Source organism: Maribacter cobaltidurans, assembly GCF_002269385.1.
GTDB classification, from domain to species: Bacteria; Bacteroidota; Bacteroidia; order Flavobacteriales; family Flavobacteriaceae; genus Maribacter; species Maribacter cobaltidurans.
Window position 1 is genome coordinate 3337653 of sequence record NZ_CP022957.1, and the last position, 25956, is coordinate 3363608.

Below are 25956 nucleotides of genomic sequence, written 5' to 3' on the forward strand. Positions count from 1 at the left end.
TATTCTACACTGTTACCAAGGCTTGAACTTCCTTTTGGGCCTTTTTGAATTTATTATTTTAAGCTACTAACAATTTTCTTTAAGTGACTATTGAAGTTACTTAAAGTTTCGCTAAGAATATTGATTTGTTCTTTGGCCTCTGTCCAATTTTTTTGTTCTACGGCTTCCCTTACTCCTGGCAATGTCTTTACACCATATCCCGTGTAAAATCCCGGAGCATAGATTTGATGTTTAAACCACGGCCTTCTGGGTAAACCTTTTTCCGATGTAAGGGTTTTTTCGGCATCCATCAGCATTGTATTTAACATATTCTTCTTGGCTTCAGGAAGCTCATTTAAGCGGATCATATCATACTGTTCAATGGTTGTTTTAAGGTCGCTCAACACATTTTGTAGTGGTGAAAAATCCAAATAGGGGACAGGTTCCTCACGCTCTGGTTTTTTAATATTTTCCCTTGGGTCGGAGGCCAATTCAAATGCATTCCTATCCATCAGTTTATTATGTTTTTCTACGGAGGAACGCATCTTTGAGGTTTCTTCCATGATTTCGTCCAAATAGCCGGATACGGTTTTATACCATTGGTCAAAGTCCAATGGAATGATATCCGCATTGGCCAACCTAAGGGTAATACGCCCGGCAGTATTGGCCAATGCCACTCCATAGGCGAATTCAGGATCTTTAAAACGCTTGTAATGGGGATAGGTATCATAAATTGTATGATACTCACCTCCAGAATTTTCTCCCCCAAATCCAAGATTAAGTGAAGCTATACCGGCATGTTGTATAAAAGGGGTGTAATCTGATCCGGAACCTAGGGCATATAATTCGAAGGAGTCACCCCCTCCATTAACCAAATCCCTGGCAATCCTTCTTTCCTTGACCGAAACGTTGGTTTGCGGATCTGTAACATCTCCCGCAACCTCGCTTACCATAGCTTGTAATGAATGGGATCCCCCCACGCCTAAAAAACCTCTACCATTTCCGTCCGTGTTAATATAGGCCACCACTTTTTCTTGAAGTTCCTTTTTGTGGTCCTCCACCCATTCCGTTGAACCAATTAGCCCTGGTTCTTCGGCATCCCAGGCACAATAGACCAAGGTTCTTTTGGGTTTCTGACCTTTTTTTGCCAATTCCCCTACAGCACGGGCTTCTTCCATCAGGGCAACCATTCCACTAATTGGGTCATTTGCCCCATGAACCCAAGCATCATGGTGATTTCCTCGCATTACCCATTGATCCGGAAATTCCGTTCCTTTCATAGTAGCGATAACATTGTGGGCGGGAACTAGTTTCCAGTCGAACTTCAATTTAAGATGAACTTTTGCCGGTCCTGGTCCAATGTGATAGGTTATTGGCAAACCTCCGCGCCATGATTCCGGGGCAACTGGTCCGTCCAATGCTGCCAACAACGGCTGGGCATCTTCATAAGAAATTGGCAGTACCGGTATTTTAGTGATAGTTGGTGCTTCTTCCCTGTCTAATCTCTTTGCATCTTTGGTTGCTCCATAACCAGGGGTAAGCACGTCTCCGGGATAGGTTGGCATGTCCATAACGGACCCACGCTGAACCCCTGTTTTGTTTTTAAAGGCGCCCTCTGGGTATACGTCGCCTTGACCATAACCATCATCTTGGGGGTCTGAGTAGATGATGCATCCAATCGCCCCATTTTCAGCGGCCAATTTTGGTTTTATCCCTCTCCAACTACCTTGGTATTTGGCGATTACAATTTTACCTTTAACACTGATTCCCAGTTTTTCAAGTTCTTCGTAATCTTTTGGAATTCCATAGTTGACAAAAACAAGTTCCCCTTCCACATCACCGTCTTTTGAAAAGGCATTGTAACTGGGCAATAGGGCATCCCCCTGAGAGGTAAAAGAATCTCCTTCTACAGGTACGGCGGTAAGCTTTGCCTTATAGGTAGTTGGTCCGATAAGCTCCAATTCTCTTTCTATGGGATACGGAAAAAGAATCTGATACGTCTCAATTTTGGCATCATATCCCCAAGATTTGAATTGATCTCTGATCCATTTGGCGTTTTCCTCGCCAAACTTGGTGCCTACCCAGTGGGGTTCAGCAGCCATTTTTTGCATCCAATTGTCAATATTGGTAGCGTCCAATTTTTCTTCAAAGGACTTTTCGAGTTTTTGCTGTTCGGCCGCACTTTTTTCTGAAAATCCAAGAATAGAATTTTGGGCATTTCCAAATGCAAAAACAAAAATCAATAGTAGTAGTGTAAACGAATATTTCATTTTCATTAAAGGTTTTATAAATCTCTTTTTAAATGCTCACAGAAAGGTAATGAATAATTTTAGCTTTATCTCTTTAAAGGAGGGCATTGGGGTTATGCAAAATGGTCTCCTAATAGAAAGTTCGGTAAAAAGGGATTTTAGCTCCCAAAGCCGTTAGCCAAGTCTTAGGTTCAAGACGTATTGGAAAACTTCAATCCAACATGATGGTTTTACCTGATTTTGAACTCTCAACGGAAGCCTGTAGAATTTCCATAGTAATCATATTGTTTTCCAAGGTATACGGACCGTAAGGTTCTAATTTTAAAGAGCCATTTATTACCGCTGCCAACACAGAAAATGGGTCGTCATAGGGAATGGGCCTATCTTTAAAAAATAATGTTTCTTCGGTATAGCTACTATAGCCCGTGGATTCCCTGATTCGCAATTGGTTTGCATTATCAGAATAAAGTGCGCCCGTTTCACCATATAGTTCCATATCTTTTCTACCAATGGGCCAATTCCAAGATGGTTCCAGTATTGCCATCGCGCTATCATAATTAAGAATGATAGTTGCATCATCATCAACATTGGGATTGTTTTCCGGTTGTAATTGCTGGGTAATTGCCGTAACCGTTTTTGGTTTTTTTCCCTTCATTAACCACGTCATTAAATTGGCTCCGTAACAACCAAAATCCATTATGGCACCGCCCCCATTAAGCTCTGGGTCTGTGAGCCATTCCAAAAACTCCTTGGATACCCCAATTTTTTTTGGTCCCTTGTGGCCATCCCTAATAATCGCTTTTCTAAGACCACCTATTTTACCCTCATCTAAAAGACTTTTGGCCTTAAAATTGGTTTCGTACCAGGAAGTCTCATAATTTGTCAAAACAAAAACATTGTGTTTTTTGGCCAAAGCTTCAATTTTCTTTGCATCCTCCAGACTAACGGCCAACGGTTTTTCTACCATAACATGGATTCCTTTAGGGGCAGAGGCTTCCACTACGGCTAAATGCTCCTTGATGTTGCCAAAAGCAGCAACGGCATTCGGTTTTGTTGCTTTGATCATTTCTTCCATGCTATCGTACACGATATCCATGGAAAATCCATATTGTTTGGAAAGTCGCTCGGCCAATTCCTTATTTTGTTCAAAGATGCCCACCATATTAATATCATTTTGGTGTTCCCTACCCAAAATCCAACCAACATGGCCGTGGGCAAGTCCGGCAATGCCTAATCTTAAAGGTTTTTCTTGGGAAAAAGTCGGGTTGAAAAAAAATAGACAGCATAGGATGATGAGAAGGCTTTTCATGTTTTATTATTTTAAATGGTTTGTTCAGCACTAATTTTAGGAATGGTAAAATAGAATGTAGTTCCTTCGTTTTTTGAAGATTCCACCCATATTTCCCCTTTATGGTTATGAATTACTTTTTTACAACCGTAAAGCCCAATACCGGAACCTTCGTATTCTTGTTTGGAATGTATTCGGTGAAATGCATTGAATATTGTTCCTGCTTCTTTTTCCGAAATACCTATTCCGTTATCCGAGATATAAAACTCATAATAATCGGGTGTATCAGAATAGCCAATATCAATTTTTGGTATTTTATTTTCAGGTATAAATTTAAGGGCATTGTCAATTAAATTCTGAAATACCAATCTTATTTCGAGTGGATAACAATCTAAATATGGAAGGTTCTGGACGTTTATAATAGCCTTTGATGATTTTAGACGTTCCGAGAAATCTTCCAAAATGTCCTTTATGATTTGATTGGTGTTTATGTGATGCTGAAACTCGGAATTACCGATTTTGGCGTTTTCAAGTAAATTTGTAACGAGCTGTAGCATGCGCTTGGAACTGGTCTGTAGGTATTTTAAATAGGTTTCCGTCTCTTGGACCTGCAAATGGTTTATATTGGATTTGAGCTGATCTGCAATTGCGTTTATATTGTTTATCGGGGCTTTTAGATCGTGTGTTGCCAGATAGGTGAACTCTTCTATCTGTTTACTTTGAAGCACTATCCTGTCATTCAAGTCCTCCAATTCCTTATTCTGTAATTCGAGGTCTTTTTGGGCTTGTCTTAGTTTTACTGCATTCGACCTTAAAAAATGATTTTTGGACTCTAGACTATTGGTATACACCCTGGTTTTTTTTTCGTCGTACATGAAAAATGTAAGGGATAACCAACAAAGACATGCCAAGAAAACAAGAATTTCGTCAAAGGCTAAATTAATTGTTCCCAAGACCGGGCCATAAATATTAATGTAAAGGGTTGGAACTATATACATTAATAAACCAAAACCAATCACATACCATCTAAATTTTGGTTGATCCCGGAAAACGATAAAACTTAAAAATGCCGATGTAGCAATACCAAGTCCTTGGCTAAAATCCCCTCCAACCAACAAGATTATGAGACCAAACATAAAAGGAGGTACCGTTGTCATATATAAACTGGTTAAGAAAGGTCTTTTAAGCTGATATAGAATTAAACCTATACCGAAACCAATGGTTGCCAGCCCCGTAATTACCTGCGCGATTCTCGAATAAAAGAATACGGTAAGTAAAAAAACCATAAAACAGCAAACAGTGGAAATCAAGGTTATATAACCGAAGGTACTTAAACTAGGAACTGTTTTATTTTTACGAATCAAAATTATTTTTTTCCTGTCTTAAGCTATCTAACTGCTATAAGAAACATGGTTCATCTTAAAAATAGAAATTTATTTTCAAGTTACTATTTCAAAATAAGATTGAATTGAGAATTTCAATAATTTGGAAGATTATAACCTAATGATTTAACCTTGTGTCCATAGGAAAACATTATGTTTTTAGGTAGGAATGATTCCTTATTAAAAATCCATGGGAACTTCCATAACCAAAAATCTGGCGTTCGTACGGCTACTTACGGTAAAGGAATCTGCATCCCAAATGCCAAAACCATCCCTAGATTCCAAAACGGTGCCATCGACATCCAGTTCACCATCCAAAACAAAAATATAAGCACCATTTCCTTGTTTTTTTAGGGTATAGGTTTCAGAGGTTCCTTGCTCAAAATCACCCAAGTAAAACCACGCATCCTGATGAATCCATACGCCTTGATCTTCGGGATTTGGGGAGAGGATTTGGTACAATTTGTTTTTGGTATGGATATCCTTAAGGGAAATTTGATCATACCTTGGGGTAACATTTTTAACATTTGGAAAAATCCAAATTTGCAAAAACTTTACTAGGGAATCCTTGTTGTTGTTATATTCGCTGTGTTCCACACCAGTTCCAGCGCTCATTATCTGGATATCCCCATTTTTTATGACCGTAGCGTTACCCATATTATCCATATGCTTTAAATCGCCTTCTAGAGGAATCGATATTATTTCCATATTACTATGGGGGTGCGTACCAAAACCTCGACCCGCAGAAACGGTATCATCGTTCAGGACCCTTAAAGCCCCAAAGTTCATTCTCTCCGGATTATAATAATTGGCGAAACTGAAACTATGGTAGGAATTTAACCAACCATGATTGGCATGACCCCTGCTATCTGCTTTGTGCAATATCGTTTTCATATACAATTGTTTATTCTTTGGTCGAGAAAGCACCCCTTTTATTACATAATCAATTCCTTCACTGATTTACAGATTATCCGCTTTTTTGGCATTCGGTCAAAAAAATAATCTATTAGGTAGGGTAGTTGCAAACCGGATTGTTTTCTTAACAAATATTCATGTTTTCAATGAAATTAAATAATTATTCCTTCGTTGAAGAATATAAAATACAAACAAGAATTGATAGTATGAAAATTGGAATTTTCTTTTTGTTGTTTAGCTTAAATCTAACTTTGATTCATGCCCAAGATTTTAATAATGCGGCAAAGCATGTAGGGGCTGGAGTGGTGATTGGCGGAGTGGGAGGTTATGCGGCCCATAAAATCTTTCCTGGCCAAAGGGGCTGGACCTGGGCCGGTGCCATTGGGTCTAGTTTGGCCGCAGGACTGGCAAAGGAAACTTATGATAAGTCAAATTCTGGATTATGGCAAACCGATGATGTACTATACACAACCCTTGGTGGTGTTATTTCTGGTCTAGCTTTGGAACTTCTCTTCAAAAATACGTATCGTAGAAATGGTCGCTCTGGTAGGGGATGTGGCTGTTTGGTAGCCTATGATTTTAATAAACCGAACCCCTACATACCTAAAATTTCTGCAAATGGTTCGGGAAATATTCAATCAGAAATTCAAATTTCCTACCTCTTGGAATAGAATTATAAAATTCCCCTTGCCTTTATTTCAAGGTATTTGTTTATGGCCTTTATGGTCAATTCCTCAGGTTTTGTCAAGATGGTCTGTATTCCATACCTTTCAAGTTCCTTTTGCATCAATTTTTTATCCAAGGAGAATTTTTCGGCAATAGTCTTGTGATAAATGGCCTGTATATCTTCGGCATCGGTATTGATTAGTTTTTCCAGTTCGGAATTTTCAAAAAATATTACCACCAATACATGTTTTTTGGCCAAGGCCAACAAGTACGGAAGCTGTCTTTTTAAAGCGGAAATATGCTCAAAATTAGTGTACAACAATAAAAGACTTCGGTGTGTGACTTTCCTTTTAACATGCCCGTATAGCAACCCAAAGTCGGAGTCGGTAAAAGCTGTTCCAATATTGTACAATTTTTCCAATATGACATTGAGATGTGACATTTTTTGCACTGCGGGTACATACGTCTCAATGTTTTTTGAAAATGCGATTAAACCCGTTTTATCGTTTCTTTTAAGGGCTACATTGGAAAAGGCAAGACAGCTATTGATGGCATAGTCCAATAGCTTTAATTCGTTAAAGGGCATTTTCATTACCCTTCCCGTATCTATAATTGAATATATAGGTTGTGATTTCTCATCTTGATATTGGTTGACCATCAATTGGTTCTGTTTGGCTGTAGCCTTCCAATTGAGAGTCCTAATATCGTCACCTTGAACGTATTCCTTTATTTGTTCAAACTCTTGGGTATGACCTATTCTTCGTATTTTTTTGAGTCCCACCGTAGACAACCTATTATTAATGGCCAAAAAATCATACTGTTGCATTTGAATAATAGAGGGATAAACGGGAACCATTTGGTCTTTTTGAAAGGTAAACCTTCTTTTTACAATTTTCAAAGGCGATGAGGCAAAGACAAGAAGGTTACCGAATACATACTCCCCTCGGTCTACGGGACGTACGCTGTAATCGAAGTATTTTTTCTCCCCTTTGATTAAAGAGGTTATAAAATTAAAATCTCTTTTTTGAAATTGAACAGGTAGCTCGTCAATCAGCGAAATATAAGTCTTAAAACCATACCGGGTTTCAAAAGCCAGGCGGATGGGATTTGAATCACTATTGGATAATTTTTTGGGAAGGGTTCTTTTTGCCGTAACTCCTTGCCCTGTAGCATACAGCAAGTAAACATCAAAAAGAAAAAGTCCGATCAGTAACAAGGTCAGCAGCCAAGTAATGGGATATAAAAATTTGAACCAGAAAGAAAGCACAAAGCAGCAGACCAGGACGGCCAAGTACCTAAAAAAGGAATTGTGTATGTAAAATGACTTTATAAAGTTCATTTATCTTGGTATTTCTACACTTTCCATAATCATTTGAATGACATTCTCTGTGGACATACCTTCCATTTCCCGCTCAGGAGTTAAGATTACCCTGTGGTTGAGTACGGGAACCAAAGATTTCTTAACGTCCTCTGGAGTTACAAAATCCCTTCCATTGACAGCAGCAAAAGCCTTGGCACTGTTCATCGCCGCAATGGATGCCCGGGGGGAACCGCCCAAATATAGATGGGGATGGTTTCGTGTTTTGGCCACCACTTCCGCAATGTATTTGAAAATCTTTTCCTCGACCAAAACTTCCTGAATTTGATTCTTGAATACTTGTAACTGTTTTGGGTTTAAAATATCCTTGACCATTGTCTGGGGGAGGGATCCTTTTCGCTCATGGTGGGTTTTTAGGATCAATATTTCCTCATCTGTTTTTGGGTAGGATACCTTTACCTTAAAGAGAAATCTATCCAATTGCGCTTCCGGCAAGGCATAGGTTCCCTCTTGTTCTATGGGGTTTTGCGTGGCTAGTACCATAAAAGGCGAGGCCATTTTATAGGTGGTCCCATCCATGGTCACCTGTTTTTCTTCCATAGTCTCGAACATGGCCGCCTGAGTCTTTGCCGGCGCCCTGTTGATTTCATCAATCAGAATAATATTGGAAAATATGGGTCCTTTTTTAAACTCGAAATCGGATGTTTTGGCATTAAAAACAGACGTTCCTAGAATGTCGCTTGGCATAAGGTCTGGAGTAAACTGTATCCTACTGAAATCGGTCTTCAAGGTTTTGGCAAAAAGCTTTGCCGTAATGGTCTTTGCAACGCCTGGAACGCCCTCTATAAGAACATGCCCATCTACCAATAGGGAAACAATCAACAATTCTATAAAATCCTCCTGTCCCACAATCACTTTTGCGAGTTCTTTTTTGACGTCCTCTACGGCCTTTTGCAATTCAGCCAAGGGAATTCTACTGTCAAAGTTTAGGTCGTCCCTTTGCTCTTCATTATTTTCCATCGCTTTTCGATTTAAATTTTTGAATCAATTTATTAAGTTTTATGAGTTGACTTTCAGAAATTTCCGAGCTGCCTCTTAGCTCATCCATATAATTAAAAAGCCTTGTAGTCTCTTCAAGATCGTTCCCACTTCTCGCCGATACATTCTTGTAAAACTCCTCTTCCTTATTTACGGCTATCAGGTAGTACCTACTTTTAATATAGTTTAGAAAGTAGTTGATTTTGTGTTCGGAAATGGATTTTCTATCACCTTTTTCAAAATACATGTCAGATATGGTTCTGGTAAAGGCTAAAGTCTGGTTTTGCAAGGGTTTAACGACCGGAATGTAGCGTTGTTTCCGTTTGCCCTCAAAAATGATGTAAAGCAACCCGCCTATCAATACGGTATAGTAGGCCCATTTAAGTTCCTTTGTATTAAGGAATATGTACATGGGGGAAGTATAGAAGGACTTTCCGCTTTTGTAATAATTGTCCATATAAATTCTCTGGGAGTCCCCAAAATAGGATAATAATCCCGCGGTATAGTCCTTGTTATCGTCTTTAAGTATGAAATAATTGGTAAATCCTTTGGGAAAGGTAGACAGTATAATTTGTCCTTTCCCAAATGCAGTTTTAACCGTGGTTATTTCCTCCATAGGTTCGTCCGAATCCCCTTGGGTTATTTGGACGGTGGCCAGGGCCTTCATGCTCATTGTGTCTATAGACTTGAAGAATGACACATAGTTCTTCTTTTCATAAGTGAAGGGACGGGACCTTTTTAAAGAAGGATTTACTAATCGATGCTCCTGTTTCTGTGCAATTTCAAAGCCACCGTACTGGTATCCCGTTTCAAAGTTTAAGGTATCGCTCAGGTTTTCTTCAAAATTCTCCGACGCTATGAAGACCTTGTTCCCTTTGGCCGTCCATTCCAATAGTTTATTGAGTTCCGACTTTTCAAAGGAGATTCCATTGTTCACAAAAACATAGAGTCCCTGAATGCTATCACTGCCCGAAAGAAATTCATAGGGAGGTTGGTATACCTGCTCAACCTTTCCCTTGAACAATGTATTGGTCATGAGTTGGTTGGCCACAATGGTGCCATAGGGTATTTTGTGGGTATTTACATAGGATTCGAACCAATTAATAGTTTTGGGTTTATTGTATTGTAATAGCAAAAGTCCTGCAATCAAAATAACGGCCGTAACGATATATGAAACACCCTTTTTACGCATTGGCTATCATTTTTTTCAAGGTAACAAAAGAAGGAGCCAGTTTTTCATATTTGGATTTGTCCAAAGGAAAATCACCGTACCAAATATAGTTGTAGAATCGGGTGATAAGTCTAAAGGTATCTTTGAGCTTGGTCTCTTGGATTTCCATTAAGTAATCCTCATTGGTTTTTTGCAATTCCCAGGTGATGATTTCCTTATCCGTCATTTGCTGAAGTATTAAGAGATAATAATAACGGATGGCCAATCGATAATTACCCTTGGAAAGTGCATTGTTGATAAGGGTTTCAATATTTTCATTTTTGATTATATGTTCCTCCTCAGAAAGGTTGACCAGCGCTTGGTTCTTTTTGTTCTGGTACATGGACCGGGCGTTGACGTTGAGGAAGAACATATAATCAAAAATGAGAATCCCTAACAATAAGTAAGGCAAAATTTGTAGAAAAGAATTAAAAGCCCCGGTTGCTTTTTCAACTCCGAAAATCCATTCAAAGATTTTCATAAATACCCCGGCTATCCAATTCTTAAAGGAAATCCACCAATCCGGGGCATCCTTTTTAACGATTTCATAGTCGAATTTGGGGTCGTTCTTGTAGGTTTCCAAATCCGCTTCTGTAATTTCTTTCAGGGCAATGGGGTCGGTGTCATATTGTACCGCTACAGAATCCTTCTGAGCCAAAATGAGATTGTTCAGCAACAGGAATAATAACCATACAAACCGATGTGGCATCTTAATCTTCAGTTGTTTTGCCAAGGTTCTCAATGCGTTCAAGGGTACCCGTAAAATTCTTTTTTTCGTTCAAATTGAAATAAATCAATGCAGTAGCTATGATGCTGATAAGGTTCAATAAAAACTGGGCTATGGTACTTATGACATTGAATAGGATATAAATAGGGTCAGAAGTCATTTCAAATACATTTTCCGCATCCATTTCCCCAGTAAAAATACCCATTTTCAGCCACTGGTAGATAACCGTTGGAACGGAAAATGCCAAAGCTGCAATGTAAAGGATTATCCCCATGACCAATAAGGTGGCAAAAGTGATCCACCACTCGTCCTTCACCAAACTAAAACTATTGGTATATGCATCTGATGGACCTATTTTGTCAAAGACCATAATACTGAAGGATAGTACTAAAGGAACGTATAGATAAATACCGGGAATCAAACAGAATAGAAAGCCGACCCCTACCGAGAGTCCAACGATGATACCTAGACCTATGAAACTCCAAAAACTGGCGTAAACTTCCTGTTTGATAGTGTCAAAATCGGTTTGTCCTTTTCCAGAATTATAGGATTTTATGTAATGCAGTACCGTGGATTGCGACATCGTATAGACCGCAACTGCGGATAAAACATAGGCAAGCCCGACAACGAAAATGGTTGCAAAGCTAGCAGCCCCATTATCGGTTTGCACTAAAAAATTGAAACTATTTCCAATAAAATATAAGTAGGCCACAAGAGCTACGATCATAACCGCCAAAAAAGGACCAACTATCTTAAAGAAAGTACTAAAAAAGGGTTTGAACTCCTTACGAATAAAGGCAAAAGTGTCCGTAAGAATTTCACCCAGCTCCCGCTGTTTTTTAAACTCGATATAATTTGGATTCATTCAGTTTCTATTTTTTTATGGATTTGGTATGGATATATAACGTAGTAAAAAAGAATTAGTGCCAGCGAGCCCAAAATAATAATGATGGCAAGCCAATCGGGCATTTCGGTATGCCTAGTTACAAATCCTTCCAAAAATCCGGCCACTACAAAAAAGGGTAGGGTGCTTACCATTATTTTAAGGCCATTTTTGACCCCTCTCTTAAACGATTCCAAACGGGTATAGGTCCCTGGAAACAACATGCCGTTGGCCAAGACCAGTCCAGCGCAGCCATCGATGATGATTACCGAAATCTCAATGGTACCATGAATCCAGATGGTACGAACAGATTCCCATAAAAGTCCTTGTTCATAGAAGAAATATTGAAAACTTCCCAGCATAATTCCATTCTGGAGCATTACGACCAAGGTCCCAACGCCGAGCATAATTCCGTAAACAAAGGCCATTAATGCAACCCTAATATTGTTAATGGTGATTCCCAAAAACATGTTGAACTCGCCCATTTGTTTGTAAACCGCCATGGGGTCTCCTTTTTCGATGTTTTCAAGGGTCATGTTCACATAGCCGTCTCCTAGGATGGAACGTACAAAATCACCCTCATTGGCCGCTGAATAGGCCCCCACAAATGAAAAGAAAACGAAAACCAAAAAAGCAATTAATAGCTCTCTGTGGTGATGTTTGAACATCAATGGGAACTCAGTCTTCCAAAAGGAGATAATTCGGTTTTTTGATTCCTTTTTGGTCCTATAAATTTTCTGATGTGCCTGTGATGCCAAGGAGTTAAGATAAAACTCCGTGTTGCTCGCCGGATAAAAGGTTTTGGCGTAGCTTAGGTGGTCTGTAATTTCAATATATAAATCGGACAATACATTGGGGTCCAGATTCGTTTTGTTGGCCAAGGCGCTTTCAAAAGTTGACCATTTGTCCTTATTTTGCTTTACAAAGGCGGCTTCGCGCATTAACTACTGGTTTACACCAAAGAAACAAAAGAATGGAACAATTTCAAATAGAAACTGCTCAAAATATAAGCATCGCCCAAAACACGGCGCACCTTGGTGACCGTATGTTGGCTTACATCATAGATACACTGATAATCGTTATTTATTACCTACTTATGATTTGGCTTTTATTGGCTTTGGATGTGGAACCGGGAGATCAATGGGCCATTTATATGTTACTTGGGTTGCCCGCTTTTTTGTATTATCTACTCCTGGAAACCTTTATGGACGGTAAAACTATCGGGAAGAACTTTTTGCAGATCAGGGTTGTAAAATTGGATGGTACCAAACCTAGTTTTTCAAGTTATTTTATTCGATGGATCTTAAGAATTCTGGATATTACCTTAACATCTGGTGGTATAGCCGTTTTTACCATATTGATTCGGGGAAAGGGACAACGAGTGGGGGATATAGCTGCCGGTACTACTGTAATCAGCGAGAAAAGAAAGGTATTTTTGAGGGATACGCTACTTCGTGAACTTCCATCGGATTACACTCCCAAATTTCCCCAAGTGACCGTTTTTAAGGACGGTGAAATGCAGACCATTAAAAATTTGTTCGATAATGCCAGGAGAAACGGAAATCATCGGGTGATCCTTTCTTTGAACAACCGAATTAAAGAGGTTACCGAAATCACCAGTGATATGCAGCCCATTGAATTTGTGGATATCGTCATTAAGGATTACAGCTATTATACGCAACAGTTATAAAAATCTCGAATGTTAATCTCTAATCAAAGAAAATTCCATCTATCCTTTTGTAGAATTTGTATTAATAGAAGGCTAAGTTTAGAGAAGGGAATTGTATGTGATCTTAATAATCAAGCACCAGATTTTGAAAACAATTATCCAACATACGAACTTGATAAAAAGGAATTAGCTAATCTGAAAAATAGGTATGATAAGGAAATACAAGAGCAATATCCTAAATCTGGTTTGAAAGGAGTCCTTTCAGAATTAGAGTTTAAAAGAGTTCCTAAAGTTTTATTTAAAAAATTCGCTAACCCTGAAAGAACCTATGAATTTGAAATTAAAAAGGACAATAATAAAGATAAGTCTTTGATAGTAATTTTATGGATAGTTATTTTGGTTTTAGTGTGGGGTAATTTCAAGAATGATTTCCCTTGGGACTTGTCTTCGATGAATGTTGTTGCGATGTTAGTAATATTTATCGGTTCATTTTACTTTGTCTATAAAGGCTATTTCCATAAATACCCTACTTTAATCAGGATTAACCAAAAAGGAATTGACAACTGTGGTGATTTTATTTATTGGACGGATATTATGGATTATGGAATAGTCAATGGTAAAGGAGATAGATCCTCAGATAAAGAAGTCTTAATAGTAACTATTTCATCAGGGTTAAAAAAAATCAATGTTTCAGAATTAAATATTACCCAGCTTCAATTCATTGAAATATTACAACATCATAAAAATAATTATTCATAAAGGCGAAAACACATGCTCTACAACCTAATAGATGTTCTAGGAACCATCGCCTTTGCCATTTCGGGTGTATTGGTGGCCATGGATAAACGACTGGATGTATTTGGCGTTTTCATTATTGCCTTTGTAACTGCGGTAGGCGGAGGAACATTGCGTGATGTCCTTATTGGGAGTACTCCTGTGGGTTGGATGACACAGCCGAACTACGTGGTTGTTATTGTAATAACCGTTGTAATATCCATTCTTTTTGTTGATAGATTAAAGAACTTTAGGAAATCGCTTTTTCTGTTTGACACCATTGGCATAGGCCTATATACGATGATTGGAATACAAAAGGGATTGGATACCGGTCTGTTACCAATTATGTGCATTGCCTTGGGAACCATGACCGCTTGTTTTGGAGGGGTAATTAGGGATATTCTCTGTAACGAAATTCCGGTAATCTTTAGAAGGGAAATCTATGCGACGGTGTGTATACTTGGGGGCGGAATCTATTTTTTAATGTTACAGTTTCCCATCAACCCAACAATTGCCTATATCACAGGTATTCTTTGCATAATAGTTATGCGACTTTTGGCGGTAAAATTTAAAATAGCCTTGCCCAACATATACTCCAAATAAGGTACTATTCAATAACCTCTGCCTTGGTAATATAGATATTTTGCTGTGGCCAGTCGCCCTTGCCAACGGGTTGGGCATTGATTTCGTCCACAACGTCCATCCCCTCGATAACTTTCCCAAAGGGAGTAAAATCCCCGTCCAAATGATAGGAGCCCGGATCGGTGACCACAATAAAGAATTCATAGGGGGAAGCCAGTTTGTGGGGATTGTCCATTTCGCTACTGGGCATGGAAACGGTGCCCCTGTGGTGGCTGTAACCTTTTTTGGTGTCTGGAGGGAGTAGATACCTACCAATGTCCCATCTTTTGTCGGCCGTTCTTTTGTCGTCCGAACTACCCCCCTGAATGATAAAATCCTTGACCACCCTATGGAATTGGGTATTGTCAAAATATCCCTTTCTGGTCAGATAAATGAAATTAGCCTTGTGATAGGGAACATCGTCATAGAGTTGAATAACAAAGCTGCCAAACCTTGTGGTCATTTTTACCTTATTGGCTTTGAGGTCTTTTTGATAGTCGAAGAAAAAATCGATGGCATTCTCCTCGGTGAGTTCAAACTCTTCCTCTTCCTTTTTCTCTTTTTCCTGGATTGCGACTGAGTCAGATGCGGTTTCTTTTATTTCAGTTTTGGATGGGGTTTCAGCCTTTTGGGGCTTATCTTTGCAACCTACAAATGGAACCGTAAGGAATATAAAAAAATAGTAGAAAGTCTTTAAACGCATGGATTTCAACTTTTTTGAGCAACGGATTTCAAAAATAAAGGATTTACCGCTTCCGGGCGAAATTTCCCATTACAAAATGGCTCCTGAGGTCCGTATAAGGGAATGGAAGGAAGGTAAAATTATAAAGAAGAATCCAAGAAAGGCGGCTGTGATGGCCTTGTTTTATCCTGGGTTGGACCATAGGACCCGGCTTTTGTGTATTTTACGCAAAACGTACGAAGGTGTACATTCCAATCAAGTGGCATTCCCAGGTGGAAAGGCCGAAAAAGAAGATGGAAACTTAAAAATTACCGCGTTAAGGGAAACCTATGAGGAAGTTGGCGTGAACCCCAAAGATGTTGAAGTTGTACGGACTATTTCAGAGGTATATATTCCTCCGAGTAATTTTGAGGTCAAGCCTTTTGTCGGTTTGTATAGAAAGCCTAAACCCTTTAAGCTACAGGAATCAGAAGTAGCCCGTATTCTGGAGATTCCTTTGGTCGATTTTCTAGAAGATATTAATTTAACGACCAAAAAATTAAATACATCGTATGCCAGGGAAATTTCCGTACCGGCCTTTAAATTAAATGATTATATTATCTGGGGTGCCACAGCAATGATGTTGAGCGAGATTAAAGATCTTTTAAAACAAGTGTTGTAAACAGTATTTACTATTTTAGCAACTATGGGATTGTTTAAGAAAAACCCTTTTGGGCATAACCTTTTTTTGAAAAAATGGCTAATTCGAATATTGGCTGTTGTGTCTCATCAAAGGTATAAGCGGTTTAATAAATTGGAAATAGAGGGTTCTGAAGTAATTCGTAGTTTGCCCGATGTCAATGTACTTTTTGTGAGTAACCATCAAACCTATTTTGCCGATGTTGTGGCCATGTTCCATGTATTTAATGCTAGTTTGAGCGGTAGGGAGGATTCCATAAAGAATTTAGGATATATCTGGCAGCCCAAATTGAACATGTATTATATAGCGGCTGCGGAAACCATGAAAAAGAGTTTGCTCACAAAAGTCTTGGCTTATGCTGGTTCCATAAGCGTAGAAAGAACTTGGCGTTCCGAGGGCAAGGAGGTAAACCGACAAGTGAAAATGAGCGATATTTCCAACATCGGTAAGGCTTTAAATGATGGTTGGGTCATTACCTTTCCCCAAGGTACTACCACACCTTGGAAACCACTCAGAAAAGGTACGGCCCATATTATTAAAAAGTATAAACCTGTTGTGGTTCCAGTCGTAATCGATGGATTTAGAAGATCTTTTGATAAAAAGGGACTACGGGTCAAAAAGAAAGGGATTTTACAATCCATGGTCATAAAAGAACCTTTGGAAATCGATTATGATAATGAATCTACCGAGTCCATTATAGAAAAACTGGAATACGCCATTGAGCAGCATCCTTCTTTCTTGAAGGTGATTTCCAAAGAGGAACTATTAGCATACGAGGAAGAAAACCAACAAAGACGTTGGAAAACAAGTTGATTTAAAATTCCAGTTGTTTTAACTCCCTATAATTTTTGTGCAATTTCCTTAAAAGTAGACCATAAAGGAGAAAGTATACACCACCCATAAAAATCACCAGAAAGGTTCCAAAACCACCAATACTGAGCATTAGTGTCATCCTCAACTTTTCGGGTGAAATCTTTTGTAATCCTTCCCTTAAATGAGGAAACGCTTCGGCAATGTTATCACTCAGAAAAACGCCGATAACCATGATGAAAATGCTGACCATCATACTGCAGAGGGAAAAAATTATCCAGTGTTTAACGGTTCTTCTGGTCTTGATAATTTTTTTCATGAGACTTCTGGCATCTTCCAGAACGGAAATTTCCTTATACCTTTTATAAAATTGAACGATAAAATAGATGGCTATGATATAGGTGATGATTGAAGCTATCAATAGATAGTTGGACACACCTATGTTTTCGTAAAAGGCTAGCCCGTCCTGCATCGAAGGGACCAGATAAAGTAATTGCGGAAGGAGGAATTCCAAAATACTTATGGTCAAAATCCACTTAACGATAGAAGAAGATTTCTTCCAAATCATTTTATGAATATCCGAATAGGAAAGCTTGGGCAGGTCCACTTCCTTTTTCTGCCAATCCCTTTTTAATAAGTCCAACTCATCCGTCATAACCTAGGGGTTCAAAATGGTTCTTAATTTTGTTTTTATACGGTTCATTTTCACACGGGCATTTACCTCTGTAATACCCAATGTTTCTGCGATTTCCGTATAGTTTTTGTCTTCGAGGTACATAAATACCAGCGCCTTGTCAATATCACCCAATTGCCTCACGGCTTTGTACATCAATTTTAATTGTTGTTCCTCCGTTTCATCATATTCATCGGCCTTTATTTTAAAAATAACCGACTCATAATCCTGCGTGTCTATTCTTCTTTTGGATTTTCTATAAAGGGTAATCGCAGTATTTAGTGCTACTCTATACATCCAAGTACTGAACTTGGCTTCTCCCCTAAACTTGGGGTAGGCCTTCCATAATTGAATAGTTATTTCCTGAAACAGGTCGTTGTGAGACTCCTTATCATTTGTATATAACGTACATACTTTGTGGACAATATTTTGATTGTCCTGCAGCTCTGTCACAAAACTATGTTCCAGTTCTTTATCCACTAATGGTTGGTTGTTGTTAGGTTATTAGTAGCTCTGAATTCACTTTTGTTACAAAAGAATTAAATAAATGAAATAAAAAAAGTGCACGTAAATGGTTCGTGCACTTTTTTTAGTTTAGTACTATTAGTTTCGATAATCCAAAGCTGGCTCCCTATCTCCAAGAAGTGGAATATATTCAAAATCGGCACCTCGTTTCTCATTGAACTCCTTTTTAGCGTTTTCCACCAATTTTTTATCCGAGAATACGTCAATTGCGGTTAAGGTTAAAGTTTTGGCAGCGACCATCATACCTTTTTTACCAATGGAAGTGCCTCCGGCGGCTACCGCTTGCCAACTGTGAGCAGGCGTGCCCGGTACCCAAGTGGCAGCACTCATGCCCACGGTTGGTACTGTAAAACTAACATCTCCAACATCTGTTGAACCTCCTGGTTTACCTTCTGTTTTGTAGGGCTGGATGTTTTTTGTGATACTGAGATCCGCTTTTTCCTTCCCTAAGGACTTGGCAATTTTATCGGCAAATTCTTTCTCTTCGGATGTGTAGTCAAAACCGCCCACTTCGGTTAGATTGTCATACATCACTTTCTGTAAGGTTAAGTTTGGTAGCAGCTCGTGAGTACCTCCGATCATTTCGTAGTCTACCGTAGTACCAGTGCCCATAGCGGCCCCTTCCGCAGCCTTTACGATTCTATCAAAAATGTCTATGACCACATCTCTTTTCGCATGACGGGCATAATAATAAACTTCTGCAAAATCGGGTACCACGTTAGGCGCTTTACCTCCGGAAGTTATAACATAATGTATTCGTGCATCCGATGGTACATGTTCCCGCATCATGTTTACCATCATATCCATAGCCTCTACTCCGTCTAAAGCAGACCGACCTTGTTCTGGTGCAGCAGCCGCATGAGCGGAAAAACCATGAAATCTAAATTTAGCCGATTTGTTTGCAAGGGCTGCTCCGGCATTTGCGGCATTTTGCGCACCAGGATGCCAGTGCAAGGCGATATCGACATCATCAAAAACACCTTCCCTTACCATATACACTTTTCCTGAGCCACCTTCCTCGGCAGGTGTACCGTAGAACCTAATTGTACCTTGTTTTTTATTGGCGTCCATCCATTCTTTTGTGGCAATGGCCGCGGCCGTAGACGCTGTACCGAACAAATGGTGTCCACAGGCATGCCCAGCTGCACCACCGGCCGATTTTTTCTCCGCTACCGCTTCTTGCGAAAGTCCGGGTAGTGCATCGTACTCTCCCATAATAGCCACTACTGGGCTTCCGCTACCGTATTCTGCTATAAAGGCCGTGGGAATACCTGCAACTCCTTTTTTAATTGTAAATCCGGCGTCTGCTAAGGTTTTTTGCAAGAGGGCAGAACTTTTTTGTTCTTGGTAGCCCATCTCGGCTAAATTCCAAATTTGTTGCGAAATATCACTGTACATTTCACTTTTGGCATCCAAGGATTTTAAAACGTCTTTTTTTGTTTTTTGGGCGCTCAAGGTAAGTGCAGAGGCACAAAGACTTATGAGCAATAAAGGGAATTTTCGCATTTTAGAATGTTTTATTGAATTAGCCCTTAAATTTACTAAAAACGGTATATTCTTTTCCGAAAGAAGTCTGTTTGTTTAATTTTACAGCTTACTTTTATATTTATGAACATACCTAGGTCCAATAATCCCAGAATTGTTATCATTGGTGGGGGTTTCGGCGGAATTTCATTGGCTCAAAAATTAAGAAAGCAAGAAGTACAGGTGGTACTTTTGGATAAAAACAATTATCATACGTTTCAACCATTGCTATATCAGGTATCTACAGGCGGATTGGAACCTGACTCCATTGCATATCCATTGCGCAAGGTGCTGATAGGGTACAAAAATTTCTTTTTTAGACTTGCCGAAGTAACTGAAATTATGCCCGAAAAGAAGCAGCTCCAAACTTCCATTGGAGAGCTTTCTTACGATTATTTGGTGATAGCCACGGGGTCAGAGACCAATTTCTTTGGTAATACCGAATTGGAAAAACATGCCATGGCCATGAAGTCCATTCCCCAATCCCTTAATCTTAGAAGTCTTATTTTGGAGAATTTTGAGCAGGCATTGTTGACAGATGAATATCATGAACGGGATGCCCTGATGAACTTTGTAATTGTTGGGGGCGGACCTACTGGAGTGGAATTGGCGGGGGCTTTGGCCGAAATTAAAAAAGGTATATTACCTAAAGACTATCCCGATCTGGATACGCGAAGGGCACAAATAAATATTGTACAGGGTAGGGACAGACTTTTGGATGCCATGAGCGAACAAGCGTCTGAAAAAGCTGAAAAATTTTTAGAGGATTTAGGTGTGCAGGTCTGGAAAAATGTAAGGGTAACAGGTTATGATGGCAAAACGGTACGAACCCAGACCGATTTGACTTTTGAGACTGCTACACTTATTTGGGCGGCCGGTGTTAAGGGGGCCACCATTAAAGGATTGGATGCCAAAGAGCTAATTGCAGGGGGCAATAGGCTGTCCGTAAACGAATTCAACCAAGTAATTGGTTTTCCAGAGATTTTTGCCATTGGCGATATTGCCTGTATGCAAAGTAAAGATGCGCCCAGAGGTCACCCCATGATGGCACAGCCGGCCATGCAACAGGGACGTAAATTAGGGGACAACTTAATAAGGTTGGTTAATGGAAAACCCCTTGAACCTTTTATTTATAAGGATAAAGGCAGTATGGCCACAGTTGGAAGAAATAAAGCCGTTTGCGATTTAAAAAATATACGTTTTCAAGGTGTGTTTGCTTGGTTTGTATGGATGTTCATTCATCTTTTCTTTTTGATAGGCTTTAGAAATAGGGTAGTGGTATTTGTGAATTGGGTCTACAATTATATCCGATTTGATCGCGAGGCGCGTCTGATTATCAGACCTTTTAAAAGGAATTACGATCAGTTTAGGGATTGATTCGGCGATATCCTTCGTTAAATTTTTCATAAGCATAGACCATGGAATATCATTTTATCTTTTCTTTATAGAAAAGGTATAGGCTTATGGAGCTACGTTACACATGCATACTTTTTTTCCTATACGCTACGGCATTTTCTCAAAATACTGGATTGGGAGGGGAACCTAGACCAAATGAAGGCCTACAACTGGAATCTTTTGGGTATCCTATTTTCTTTGGAGGAGAACAGCACAGTTCCTTTCATTTGAAATATCCCATTACAAATACCATAAGGGCAGAGCTCAATACTTTTTATGATACCTATATTTTATCCGACCGTATCAGAACCAATATTCAGTTAAAAAAATACTTGGACGATAATTGGTATTTATTTTCAGGTATTGAGCATGATATCGGAACCCATAAATATCCAGATTTGAAAATTATGAAACCTACGCAGCCAAGGATCGGTATTATTTCTGGTTTTGGGTATGAAGTCAATAAAAACTTTACCATGGAGGCCCAGAGTAATTTCCAAATAAATAACGCTCCCATAGGAGCCTATGGGGAACCCTTAATACCCATGCCCCAAGTATATACGCTTAAGGGGAAAATCAAATTTTGATTATTTTCTTGGATGGAATTTATTCAGAACTTCTGCCAGATGGGTTCTGTCAACGTGCATATAGACCTCTGTTGTGGTAATGCTCTCATGTCCCAGCATTTGTTGGATAGCCCTAAGATCGGCACCATTTTCCAATAAATGGGTTGCAAAGGAATGGCGGAACGTATGCGGACTAATATTTTTCTTCAGGCCTATTTTGTCACCAAGGTTTTTAACAATGGTAAACACCATGGCCCTTGTTAATTGCCTACCCCTTCTGTTTAGAAAAAGAGTGTCCTCAAAGCCTTTTTGAATGTTCTGGTGTACTCGTATTTCCTTTCTGTAGATGTTTATGTACTTTTTATTTACCTCACTGATAGGAACAAACCTTTGTTTGTCTCCCTTCCCGGTTACTTTAATGAAATCTTCATCAAAAAAGAGGTCGGATAGCTTTAAACCAATAAGTTCTGATACACGCAGTCCACAACCATATAAGGTTTCCAACATAGCCCTATTGCGTTCACCTTCCGGTTTGCTTAAGTCTATATTTTCGATTAGTTTGTTTATGTCTTCCTCGGAAAGCGTATCGGGTAGTTTGCGCCCAATTTTTGGAGCTTCGATTAAGTCCAATGGATTATCGGCTCTGTAATCCTCAAAAACCAGATAATTAAAAAAACTTTTTAGCCCTGATATTATTCTAGCTTGTGAACGGGGGTTTACGACTTTCGCAACCTCATATATAAATTGTTGAACTATTTCTTTGGAAATATTTACGGGAGAGTCTTCTATTTGATGGTTGGAAAGGTAGTTTATCAATTTTTCAACATCCCATTTGTAATTGTTTATGGAATTTTTGGCCAACCCACGTTCTAATTTTAAATAATGTTCATAGTCCCTTAAGGCATGTTCCCATTTCATATTTAAAGATACATTTTATCCTATTATCCTAGGGTTTGTTTTCTATGGAGATTATTTGATTTTTTTTGAATTAATAGGGAATATGAAAGATTCTTATCTTTGAAAAATCAATCTTAAACATTATAAAAATGAAAAAAGTAGTACTGATGGTGTCCTTAGTGATTATGGGATGTTATTCAATAATAGCTCAGGACGATATGCGCTTTGGAGCTAAAGCAGGATTTAACGTGTCGTCTTTGGGTGGAGATGCTAATTTAAGTTATGACGCAAAAGCAGGTTTTCATGTTGGGGGAGTTTTGGAAATACCCTTCAGTGAAGAACTTATTATTCAGCCAGAGGCTTTAATTTCATATCAAGGTAGTGGAGGGTTTTTTCAGGATGATTTGAATTTTTGGTATTTGAACGTTCCGGTAATGGCCAAGTATAATGTCTGGGATGAACTTTATGTTGAGGCCGGGCCTTATATAGGCTTATTGTTGTCAAATAATGTAGACCGTAATATTTCCGGTACAGGTGCAAGTTTCGATGCTACCAATGGGGTTGACCTAGGTTTGGGTATTGGAGCGGGATATAGATTGGATGAAAATTTTTATTTTCAGGCAAGATACTCTGCTGGTTTTATAAACGTAATTGAAGATGTGAATTCCAAAAACAGGGTATTCTCCGTTTCGGCCATCTACTTTCTATAAGAACTTAATAGATCTTAAAGGGCGAAAGAAACTCTTTCGCCTTTTTTGTTTTAAAAAAGGGAAATAGGTTAATTTATTCATAGGTGGACTACCATATAACCTTAAGTATCCTATTTTTTACAACCAATAATCAATAGGTTACAACTTAAAATTAGCCAGTTGTTAAAATCACATTATGTTTACTGTGTAATAAACAACAACCATGAAAAGTTTAGTGACATTTTTATTTATTGTTGGAATAGGGTTCTATGGTACTTCTCAATATGTAGACCGTACAAATTTCAGGGCCGGATTGGTCGGAGGTATTGTAGTAGGCGACTATTCCGAGGCTTATAGTTTAAATTTAGGTTTGGATATCTATCACCATTGGGGTATTTCCAAGGAAATAGATTTGGGTCTTACTACGGGCTTTATGAATGCCTTTGGAGAAAAACAGACCATTTCTTCCGGGAGTGTTTCGGTAGAAACGGAATTTGATAATATACAGTTTATCCCTGTAGGGGCCTCGGTACGAATCTATCCTACTTCAGGGTTTAAATTTGGAGGGGATGTAGGCTATGCAATCGGCATAAATGAAGGCAATAAAGGTGGATTGTATTATAGGCCGTCCATAGGTATCGATTTAAGCGGAGGTTCTTCAGAATTGAATATTTCCTATATGGCCGTTAATGATGACATAACTTTTGGTAGTGTTCTATTGGGATATTTGTTTCTGTTCTAGAAAGATTCCAAATAATAATGTTAAGGTGGTATCCATGGATACCACTTTTTTTGTGCAAATAATTAGTACTTTTAGTTCATGAAAATCATCATAATCAACGGGCCCAATCTAAACCTTTTGGGAAAAAGGGAACCGGAAGTATACGGTCACAAAACCTTTGGGGACTACTTTTCAGAACTTCAATTTCGATTTAAAGATGTGGAACTGGAATATTTTCAATCCAATATCGAAGGTGAACTAATTACCAAACTACAGGAGGTGGGTTTTGAGTACGATGGTATCGTATTAAATGCAGCCGCCTATACCCATACCTCGGTCGGATTGGGAGACGCCGTGAAGGCGATAAACACCCCAGTTGTTGAAGTTCATATTTCCAATACATTTGGCCGAGAGGATTATCGGCATGTGTCCTACATTTCTCCTGGTGCAAAAGGGGTAATCCTTGGTTTTGGATTACAGAGTTACGACTTGGCTATCCGCAGTTTTTTATAAAAGGAAATTATTCGGATAGATCCAAGAGCCCCTTGTTTTTCGTAGATAAATAAAATTTTATGCTATGAACAAACCCATTTCAATTTTATTCCTTGTTTTAATATTGTTTTTTTCGTCCTGTAGTAATTCTGATGATATAAATCTAAAACCAATTACGGACGATAGTATTGAGGTCATAAACGCCTTTCCCAACCTAACCTTTTCCCGACCCTTGGACTTGCAAAGTCCCAGTGACGGTACTAACCGGATTTTTGTAGTAGAGCAGGGTGGGGCCATTAAGGTTTTTGAAAACAATAGTGACGTCTCAGAATCCAGTACTTTCCTGGATATTAGTGGAAACGTTGCAAGTTCCGATGAACTAGGATTATTGGGTCTGGCATTTCACCCAGATTTTGATGAAAATGGTTATTTTTTTGTTTGTTATACTCCAACGAATGACCTTAGTGTAATCTCCCGTTTTAAAACAATGGATGGCGAGAGTAATGTTGCCGACCCAAATAGTGAATTGGTTTTATTGCGTGTTCCACAGCCGTACACGAATCATAATGGAGGACAATTGGCCTTTGGTCCGGACGGCTACCTATATATTGCTATGGGCGATGGTGGATCAGGTGGTGATCCTGACGGCAATGCCCAAAATCTTGAGAACTTATTAGGAGCTATATTGCGAGTGGATGTAAATAATACCGAAACTGGTTTGAATTATGCCATTCCAAATGACAACCCCTTTGTGGAAATGGATAATGCCAGACCGGAAATCTATGCCTATGGACTAAGAAATCCCTGGAGGTTTTCTTTTGATTCCCAAAACGGGAATTTGTGGACCGGTGATGTAGGTCAAGGCGAAAAGGAAGAAGTTAATATCATAGCATCGGGTGGTAATTATGGTTGGAACATCCTGGAAGGTACTTCATGTTATAATGCCCAAGATTGTGATGACAATGGGACCATAGCTCCGGTTTTTGAGTATGGTCATGGCAATAATGATAAATCGGTTACTGGGGGATATGTTTACAGGGGTAGCTTAATCCCGGAACTCAACGGTTATTATATTTTTGGGGATTTTATCTCCGGTAGGATATGGGCCTTGGATAATGTGTCTGGTACTGCGGTCACTAGCAAATTGTTGTTCGAAACAGGTTTGAATATATCCTCTTTTGGAACCGATCAGGACAACGAAATCTACATCTGCAGTTTTGATGGTAAAATCTACAAATTGGTAATGCAGGAAGGAAATCTACCTTAAGTATTTTTCTTCTATGTAAAAGGTGGCAAAGGGAAGAAGGGACGCTACTCCAAAAATGGCCAAACGCTTAAAACCCCATTTTTTCTGGTAGCACACTATGATAGCCAAGAGAATAAAAGCGATGAATAAAAACCCGTGGGCATAGCCCACCCATTTGTTGGGTTCCGGAATTTCCGCCCAATATTTTAGCGGCATGGTAACCCCAAATAATGCTAAATAGGATATCCCTTCTAAAATTGCGGTTACTCTAAAGGCTTTTAGCATGTATCGTTATAAAGTAAGGGCAAAGCAGGTTATTGACTGCTTTGCCCAGTTGA

The 25956-nt window shown here is 39.1% G+C and carries 28 protein-coding genes; 12 read left to right on the plus strand and 16 right to left on the minus strand.

Annotated elements, in window-relative coordinates:
- Positions 1–53: 53 nt before the first annotated feature.
- From CJ263_RS14795 to CJ263_RS14810, 4 genes are all read right to left on the minus strand, one after another.
- Positions 54–2249, minus strand: coding sequence for a M28 family metallopeptidase (locus tag CJ263_RS14795; RefSeq protein ID WP_229702421.1), 2196 nt, complete (start codon positions 2247–2249; stop codon positions 54–56).
- Positions 2250–2439: 190 nt separating this feature from the next.
- A complete protein-coding gene (locus CJ263_RS14800; protein WP_094997991.1) occupies positions 2440–3537 on the minus strand; it encodes a Gfo/Idh/MocA family protein in 1098 nt (365 codons plus the stop codon).
- A gap of 11 nt (positions 3538–3548) precedes the next feature.
- Positions 3549–4673, minus strand: a complete 1125-nt coding sequence (locus CJ263_RS14805) for a sensor histidine kinase (RefSeq protein WP_158657173.1) — start codon at positions 4671–4673, stop codon at positions 3549–3551.
- Positions 4674–5078: 405 nt separating this feature from the next.
- Positions 5079–5792, minus strand: a complete 714-nt coding sequence (locus CJ263_RS14810) for a pirin family protein (protein ID WP_094997993.1) — start codon at positions 5790–5792, stop codon at positions 5079–5081.
- 167 nt (positions 5793–5959) lie between these two features.
- Between CJ263_RS14810 and CJ263_RS14815 the strand changes: the two genes are divergently transcribed.
- Positions 5960–6484, plus strand: a complete 525-nt coding sequence (locus CJ263_RS14815) for a hypothetical protein (protein WP_094997994.1) — start codon at positions 5960–5962, stop codon at positions 6482–6484.
- 2 nt (positions 6485–6486) lie between these two features.
- Here CJ263_RS14815 and CJ263_RS14820 read toward each other — a convergent pair whose 3' ends face one another.
- The 6 genes from CJ263_RS14820 to CJ263_RS14845 are packed head-to-tail and all read right to left on the minus strand — an operon-like array spanning position 6487 to position 12596.
- The gene (locus CJ263_RS14820; protein ID WP_094997995.1) at positions 6487–7818 is read right to left on the minus strand and encodes a DUF58 domain-containing protein; all 1332 of its coding nucleotides are present in this window, start codon (positions 7816–7818) and stop codon (positions 6487–6489) included.
- Positions 7819–8817 carry an AAA family ATPase gene (locus CJ263_RS14825; RefSeq protein ID WP_094997996.1) on the minus strand — a complete coding sequence of 333 codons (999 nt, stop codon included), beginning with the start codon at positions 8815–8817 and terminating at the stop codon, positions 7819–7821.
- On the minus strand, positions 8807–10027 hold the full coding sequence (locus CJ263_RS14830; protein ID WP_094997997.1) for a DUF4350 domain-containing protein: 1221 nt from the start codon (positions 10025–10027) through the stop codon (positions 8807–8809). The genes CJ263_RS14825 and CJ263_RS14830 overlap by 11 nt, the downstream gene beginning before the upstream one ends.
- The gene (locus CJ263_RS14835) at positions 10020–10754 is read right to left on the minus strand and encodes a DUF4129 domain-containing protein (RefSeq protein WP_094997998.1); all 735 of its coding nucleotides are present in this window, start codon (positions 10752–10754) and stop codon (positions 10020–10022) included. The genes CJ263_RS14830 and CJ263_RS14835 overlap by 8 nt, the downstream gene beginning before the upstream one ends.
- A gap of 1 nt (position 10755) precedes the next feature.
- Positions 10756–11637: a hypothetical protein gene (locus CJ263_RS14840; RefSeq protein ID WP_094997999.1), complete on the minus strand. Its 882-nt coding sequence runs from the start codon at positions 11635–11637 to the stop codon at positions 10756–10758.
- Complete coding sequence (locus CJ263_RS14845) at positions 11634–12596, minus strand: stage II sporulation protein M (protein ID WP_094998000.1); 963 nt, start codon at positions 12594–12596, stop codon at positions 11634–11636. The genes CJ263_RS14840 and CJ263_RS14845 overlap by 4 nt, the downstream gene beginning before the upstream one ends.
- 32 nt (positions 12597–12628) lie before the next feature.
- Between CJ263_RS14845 and CJ263_RS14850 the strand changes: the two genes are divergently transcribed.
- The 3 genes from CJ263_RS14850 to CJ263_RS14860 are packed head-to-tail and all read left to right on the plus strand — an operon-like array spanning position 12629 to position 14701.
- Complete coding sequence (locus CJ263_RS14850; RefSeq protein ID WP_094998001.1) at positions 12629–13345, plus strand: RDD family protein; 717 nt, start codon at positions 12629–12631, stop codon at positions 13343–13345.
- A gap of 9 nt (positions 13346–13354) precedes the next feature.
- Complete coding sequence (locus CJ263_RS14855) at positions 13355–14083, plus strand: hypothetical protein (protein ID WP_094998002.1); 729 nt, start codon at positions 13355–13357, stop codon at positions 14081–14083.
- A 12-nt stretch (positions 14084–14095) separates the two neighbouring features.
- On the plus strand, positions 14096–14701 hold the full coding sequence (locus CJ263_RS14860; protein WP_094998003.1) for a trimeric intracellular cation channel family protein: 606 nt from the start codon (positions 14096–14098) through the stop codon (positions 14699–14701).
- Positions 14702–14705: 4 nt separating this feature from the next.
- Here the strand turns inward: CJ263_RS14860 and CJ263_RS14865 are convergent, their stop codons facing one another.
- Positions 14706–15422, minus strand: a complete 717-nt coding sequence (locus tag CJ263_RS14865) for a peptidylprolyl isomerase (protein WP_094998004.1) — start codon at positions 15420–15422, stop codon at positions 14706–14708.
- Between CJ263_RS14865 and CJ263_RS14870 the strand changes: the two genes are divergently transcribed.
- Together CJ263_RS14870 and CJ263_RS14875 are read left to right on the plus strand one after the other, a co-directional pair.
- Positions 15421–16062 (plus strand): NUDIX hydrolase, encoded by a 642-nt coding sequence (locus CJ263_RS14870; protein ID WP_094998005.1) that lies wholly within the window; start codon positions 15421–15423, stop codon positions 16060–16062. The two genes, CJ263_RS14865 and CJ263_RS14870, sit on opposite strands and share 2 nt — an antisense overlap.
- Before the next feature lie 24 nt (positions 16063–16086).
- Positions 16087–16893: a lysophospholipid acyltransferase family protein gene (locus CJ263_RS14875; RefSeq protein WP_094998006.1), complete on the plus strand. Its 807-nt coding sequence runs from the start codon at positions 16087–16089 to the stop codon at positions 16891–16893.
- A 1-nt stretch (position 16894) separates the two neighbouring features.
- On the opposite strand, the gene CJ263_RS14880 is transcribed toward CJ263_RS14875, so the two are convergent.
- The 3 genes from CJ263_RS14880 to CJ263_RS14890 form a co-directional block, all read right to left on the minus strand.
- Complete coding sequence (locus CJ263_RS14880; RefSeq protein WP_094998007.1) at positions 16895–17545, minus strand: hypothetical protein; 651 nt, start codon at positions 17543–17545, stop codon at positions 16895–16897.
- Between the two features lie 3 nt (positions 17546–17548).
- Positions 17549–18043, minus strand: coding sequence for an RNA polymerase sigma factor (locus tag CJ263_RS14885; RefSeq protein WP_094998008.1), 495 nt, complete (start codon positions 18041–18043; stop codon positions 17549–17551).
- A 123-nt stretch (positions 18044–18166) separates the two neighbouring features.
- Positions 18167–19594 (minus strand): amidohydrolase, encoded by a 1428-nt coding sequence (locus CJ263_RS14890; protein WP_094998009.1) that lies wholly within the window; start codon positions 19592–19594, stop codon positions 18167–18169.
- Positions 19595–19696: 102 nt separating this feature from the next.
- Here CJ263_RS14890 and CJ263_RS14895 point away from each other — a divergent pair, with 102 nt between their 5' ends.
- A complete protein-coding gene (locus tag CJ263_RS14895; RefSeq protein ID WP_094998010.1) occupies positions 19697–20989 on the plus strand; it encodes an NAD(P)/FAD-dependent oxidoreductase in 1293 nt (430 codons plus the stop codon).
- Positions 20990–21075: 86 nt separating this feature from the next.
- Entirely contained in the window at positions 21076–21594 is a 519-nt protein-coding gene (locus tag CJ263_RS14900) for a hypothetical protein (RefSeq protein ID WP_094998011.1), read from the plus strand.
- Here CJ263_RS14900 and xerD read toward each other — a convergent pair whose 3' ends face one another.
- Complete coding sequence (xerD, locus tag CJ263_RS14905) at positions 21595–22491, minus strand: site-specific tyrosine recombinase XerD (RefSeq protein ID WP_094998012.1); 897 nt, start codon at positions 22489–22491, stop codon at positions 21595–21597.
- Positions 22492–22619: 128 nt separating this feature from the next.
- On the opposite strand from xerD, the gene CJ263_RS14910 reads away from it, so the two are divergent.
- From CJ263_RS14910 to CJ263_RS14925, 4 genes are all read left to right on the plus strand, one after another.
- Positions 22620–23180: a porin family protein gene (locus CJ263_RS14910; RefSeq protein ID WP_094998013.1), complete on the plus strand. Its 561-nt coding sequence runs from the start codon at positions 22620–22622 to the stop codon at positions 23178–23180.
- A 202-nt stretch (positions 23181–23382) separates the two neighbouring features.
- Positions 23383–23901 (plus strand): hypothetical protein, encoded by a 519-nt coding sequence (locus CJ263_RS14915; protein ID WP_094998014.1) that lies wholly within the window; start codon positions 23383–23385, stop codon positions 23899–23901.
- A gap of 78 nt (positions 23902–23979) precedes the next feature.
- A complete protein-coding gene (locus CJ263_RS14920; protein ID WP_094998015.1) occupies positions 23980–24393 on the plus strand; it encodes a type II 3-dehydroquinate dehydratase in 414 nt (137 codons plus the stop codon).
- Positions 24394–24457: 64 nt separating this feature from the next.
- Positions 24458–25639 (plus strand): PQQ-dependent sugar dehydrogenase, encoded by a 1182-nt coding sequence (locus CJ263_RS14925; protein WP_094998016.1) that lies wholly within the window; start codon positions 24458–24460, stop codon positions 25637–25639.
- Here the strand turns inward: CJ263_RS14925 and CJ263_RS14930 are convergent.
- Complete coding sequence (locus CJ263_RS14930; RefSeq protein WP_094998017.1) at positions 25631–25903, minus strand: DUF3817 domain-containing protein; 273 nt, start codon at positions 25901–25903, stop codon at positions 25631–25633. The two genes, CJ263_RS14925 and CJ263_RS14930, sit on opposite strands and share 9 nt — an antisense overlap.
- Between the last annotated feature and the right edge of the window lie 53 nt (positions 25904–25956).

Coding starts and splice junctions, on each gene's coding strand:
- CJ263_RS14795 (WP_229702421.1), bottom strand. CDS start 2,249: ATGAAATATTCGTTTACACTACTACTATTGATTTTTGTTTTTGCATTT.
- CJ263_RS14800 (WP_094997991.1), bottom strand. CDS start 3,537: ATGAAAAGCCTTCTCATCATCCTATGCTGTCTATTTTTTTTCAACCCG.
- CJ263_RS14805 (WP_158657173.1), bottom strand. CDS start 4,673: ATGACAACGGTACCTCCTTTTATGTTTGGTCTCATAATCTTGTTGGTT.
- CJ263_RS14810 (WP_094997993.1), bottom strand. CDS start 5,792: ATGAAAACGATATTGCACAAAGCAGATAGCAGGGGTCATGCCAATCAT.
- CJ263_RS14815 (WP_094997994.1), top strand. CDS start 5,960: ATGAAATTAAATAATTATTCCTTCGTTGAAGAATATAAAATACAAACA.
- CJ263_RS14820 (WP_094997995.1), bottom strand. CDS start 7,818: ATGAACTTTATAAAGTCATTTTACATACACAATTCCTTTTTTAGGTAC.
- CJ263_RS14825 (WP_094997996.1), bottom strand. CDS start 8,817: ATGGAAAATAATGAAGAGCAAAGGGACGACCTAAACTTTGACAGTAGA.
- CJ263_RS14830 (WP_094997997.1), bottom strand. CDS start 10,027: ATGCGTAAAAAGGGTGTTTCATATATCGTTACGGCCGTTATTTTGATT.
- CJ263_RS14835 (WP_094997998.1), bottom strand. CDS start 10,754: ATGCCACATCGGTTTGTATGGTTATTATTCCTGTTGCTGAACAATCTC.
- CJ263_RS14840 (WP_094997999.1), bottom strand. CDS start 11,637: ATGAATCCAAATTATATCGAGTTTAAAAAACAGCGGGAGCTGGGTGAA.
- CJ263_RS14845 (WP_094998000.1), bottom strand. CDS start 12,596: ATGCGCGAAGCCGCCTTTGTAAAGCAAAATAAGGACAAATGGTCAACT.
- CJ263_RS14850 (WP_094998001.1), top strand. CDS start 12,629: ATGGAACAATTTCAAATAGAAACTGCTCAAAATATAAGCATCGCCCAA.
- CJ263_RS14855 (WP_094998002.1), top strand. CDS start 13,355: ATGTTAATCTCTAATCAAAGAAAATTCCATCTATCCTTTTGTAGAATT.
- CJ263_RS14860 (WP_094998003.1), top strand. CDS start 14,096: ATGCTCTACAACCTAATAGATGTTCTAGGAACCATCGCCTTTGCCATT.
- CJ263_RS14870 (WP_094998005.1), top strand. CDS start 15,421: ATGGATTTCAACTTTTTTGAGCAACGGATTTCAAAAATAAAGGATTTA.
- CJ263_RS14865 (WP_094998004.1), bottom strand. CDS start 15,422: ATGCGTTTAAAGACTTTCTACTATTTTTTTATATTCCTTACGGTTCCA.
- CJ263_RS14875 (WP_094998006.1), top strand. CDS start 16,087: ATGGGATTGTTTAAGAAAAACCCTTTTGGGCATAACCTTTTTTTGAAA.
- CJ263_RS14880 (WP_094998007.1), bottom strand. CDS start 17,545: ATGACGGATGAGTTGGACTTATTAAAAAGGGATTGGCAGAAAAAGGAA.
- CJ263_RS14890 (WP_094998009.1), bottom strand. CDS start 19,594: ATGCGAAAATTCCCTTTATTGCTCATAAGTCTTTGTGCCTCTGCACTT.
- CJ263_RS14895 (WP_094998010.1), top strand. CDS start 19,697: ATGAACATACCTAGGTCCAATAATCCCAGAATTGTTATCATTGGTGGG.
- CJ263_RS14900 (WP_094998011.1), top strand. CDS start 21,076: ATGGAGCTACGTTACACATGCATACTTTTTTTCCTATACGCTACGGCA.
- xerD (WP_094998012.1), bottom strand. CDS start 22,491: ATGAAATGGGAACATGCCTTAAGGGACTATGAACATTATTTAAAATTA.
- CJ263_RS14910 (WP_094998013.1), top strand. CDS start 22,620: ATGAAAAAAGTAGTACTGATGGTGTCCTTAGTGATTATGGGATGTTAT.
- CJ263_RS14915 (WP_094998014.1), top strand. CDS start 23,383: ATGAAAAGTTTAGTGACATTTTTATTTATTGTTGGAATAGGGTTCTAT.
- CJ263_RS14920 (WP_094998015.1), top strand. CDS start 23,980: ATGAAAATCATCATAATCAACGGGCCCAATCTAAACCTTTTGGGAAAA.
- CJ263_RS14925 (WP_094998016.1), top strand. CDS start 24,458: ATGAACAAACCCATTTCAATTTTATTCCTTGTTTTAATATTGTTTTTT.
- CJ263_RS14930 (WP_094998017.1), bottom strand. CDS start 25,903: ATGCTAAAAGCCTTTAGAGTAACCGCAATTTTAGAAGGGATATCCTAT.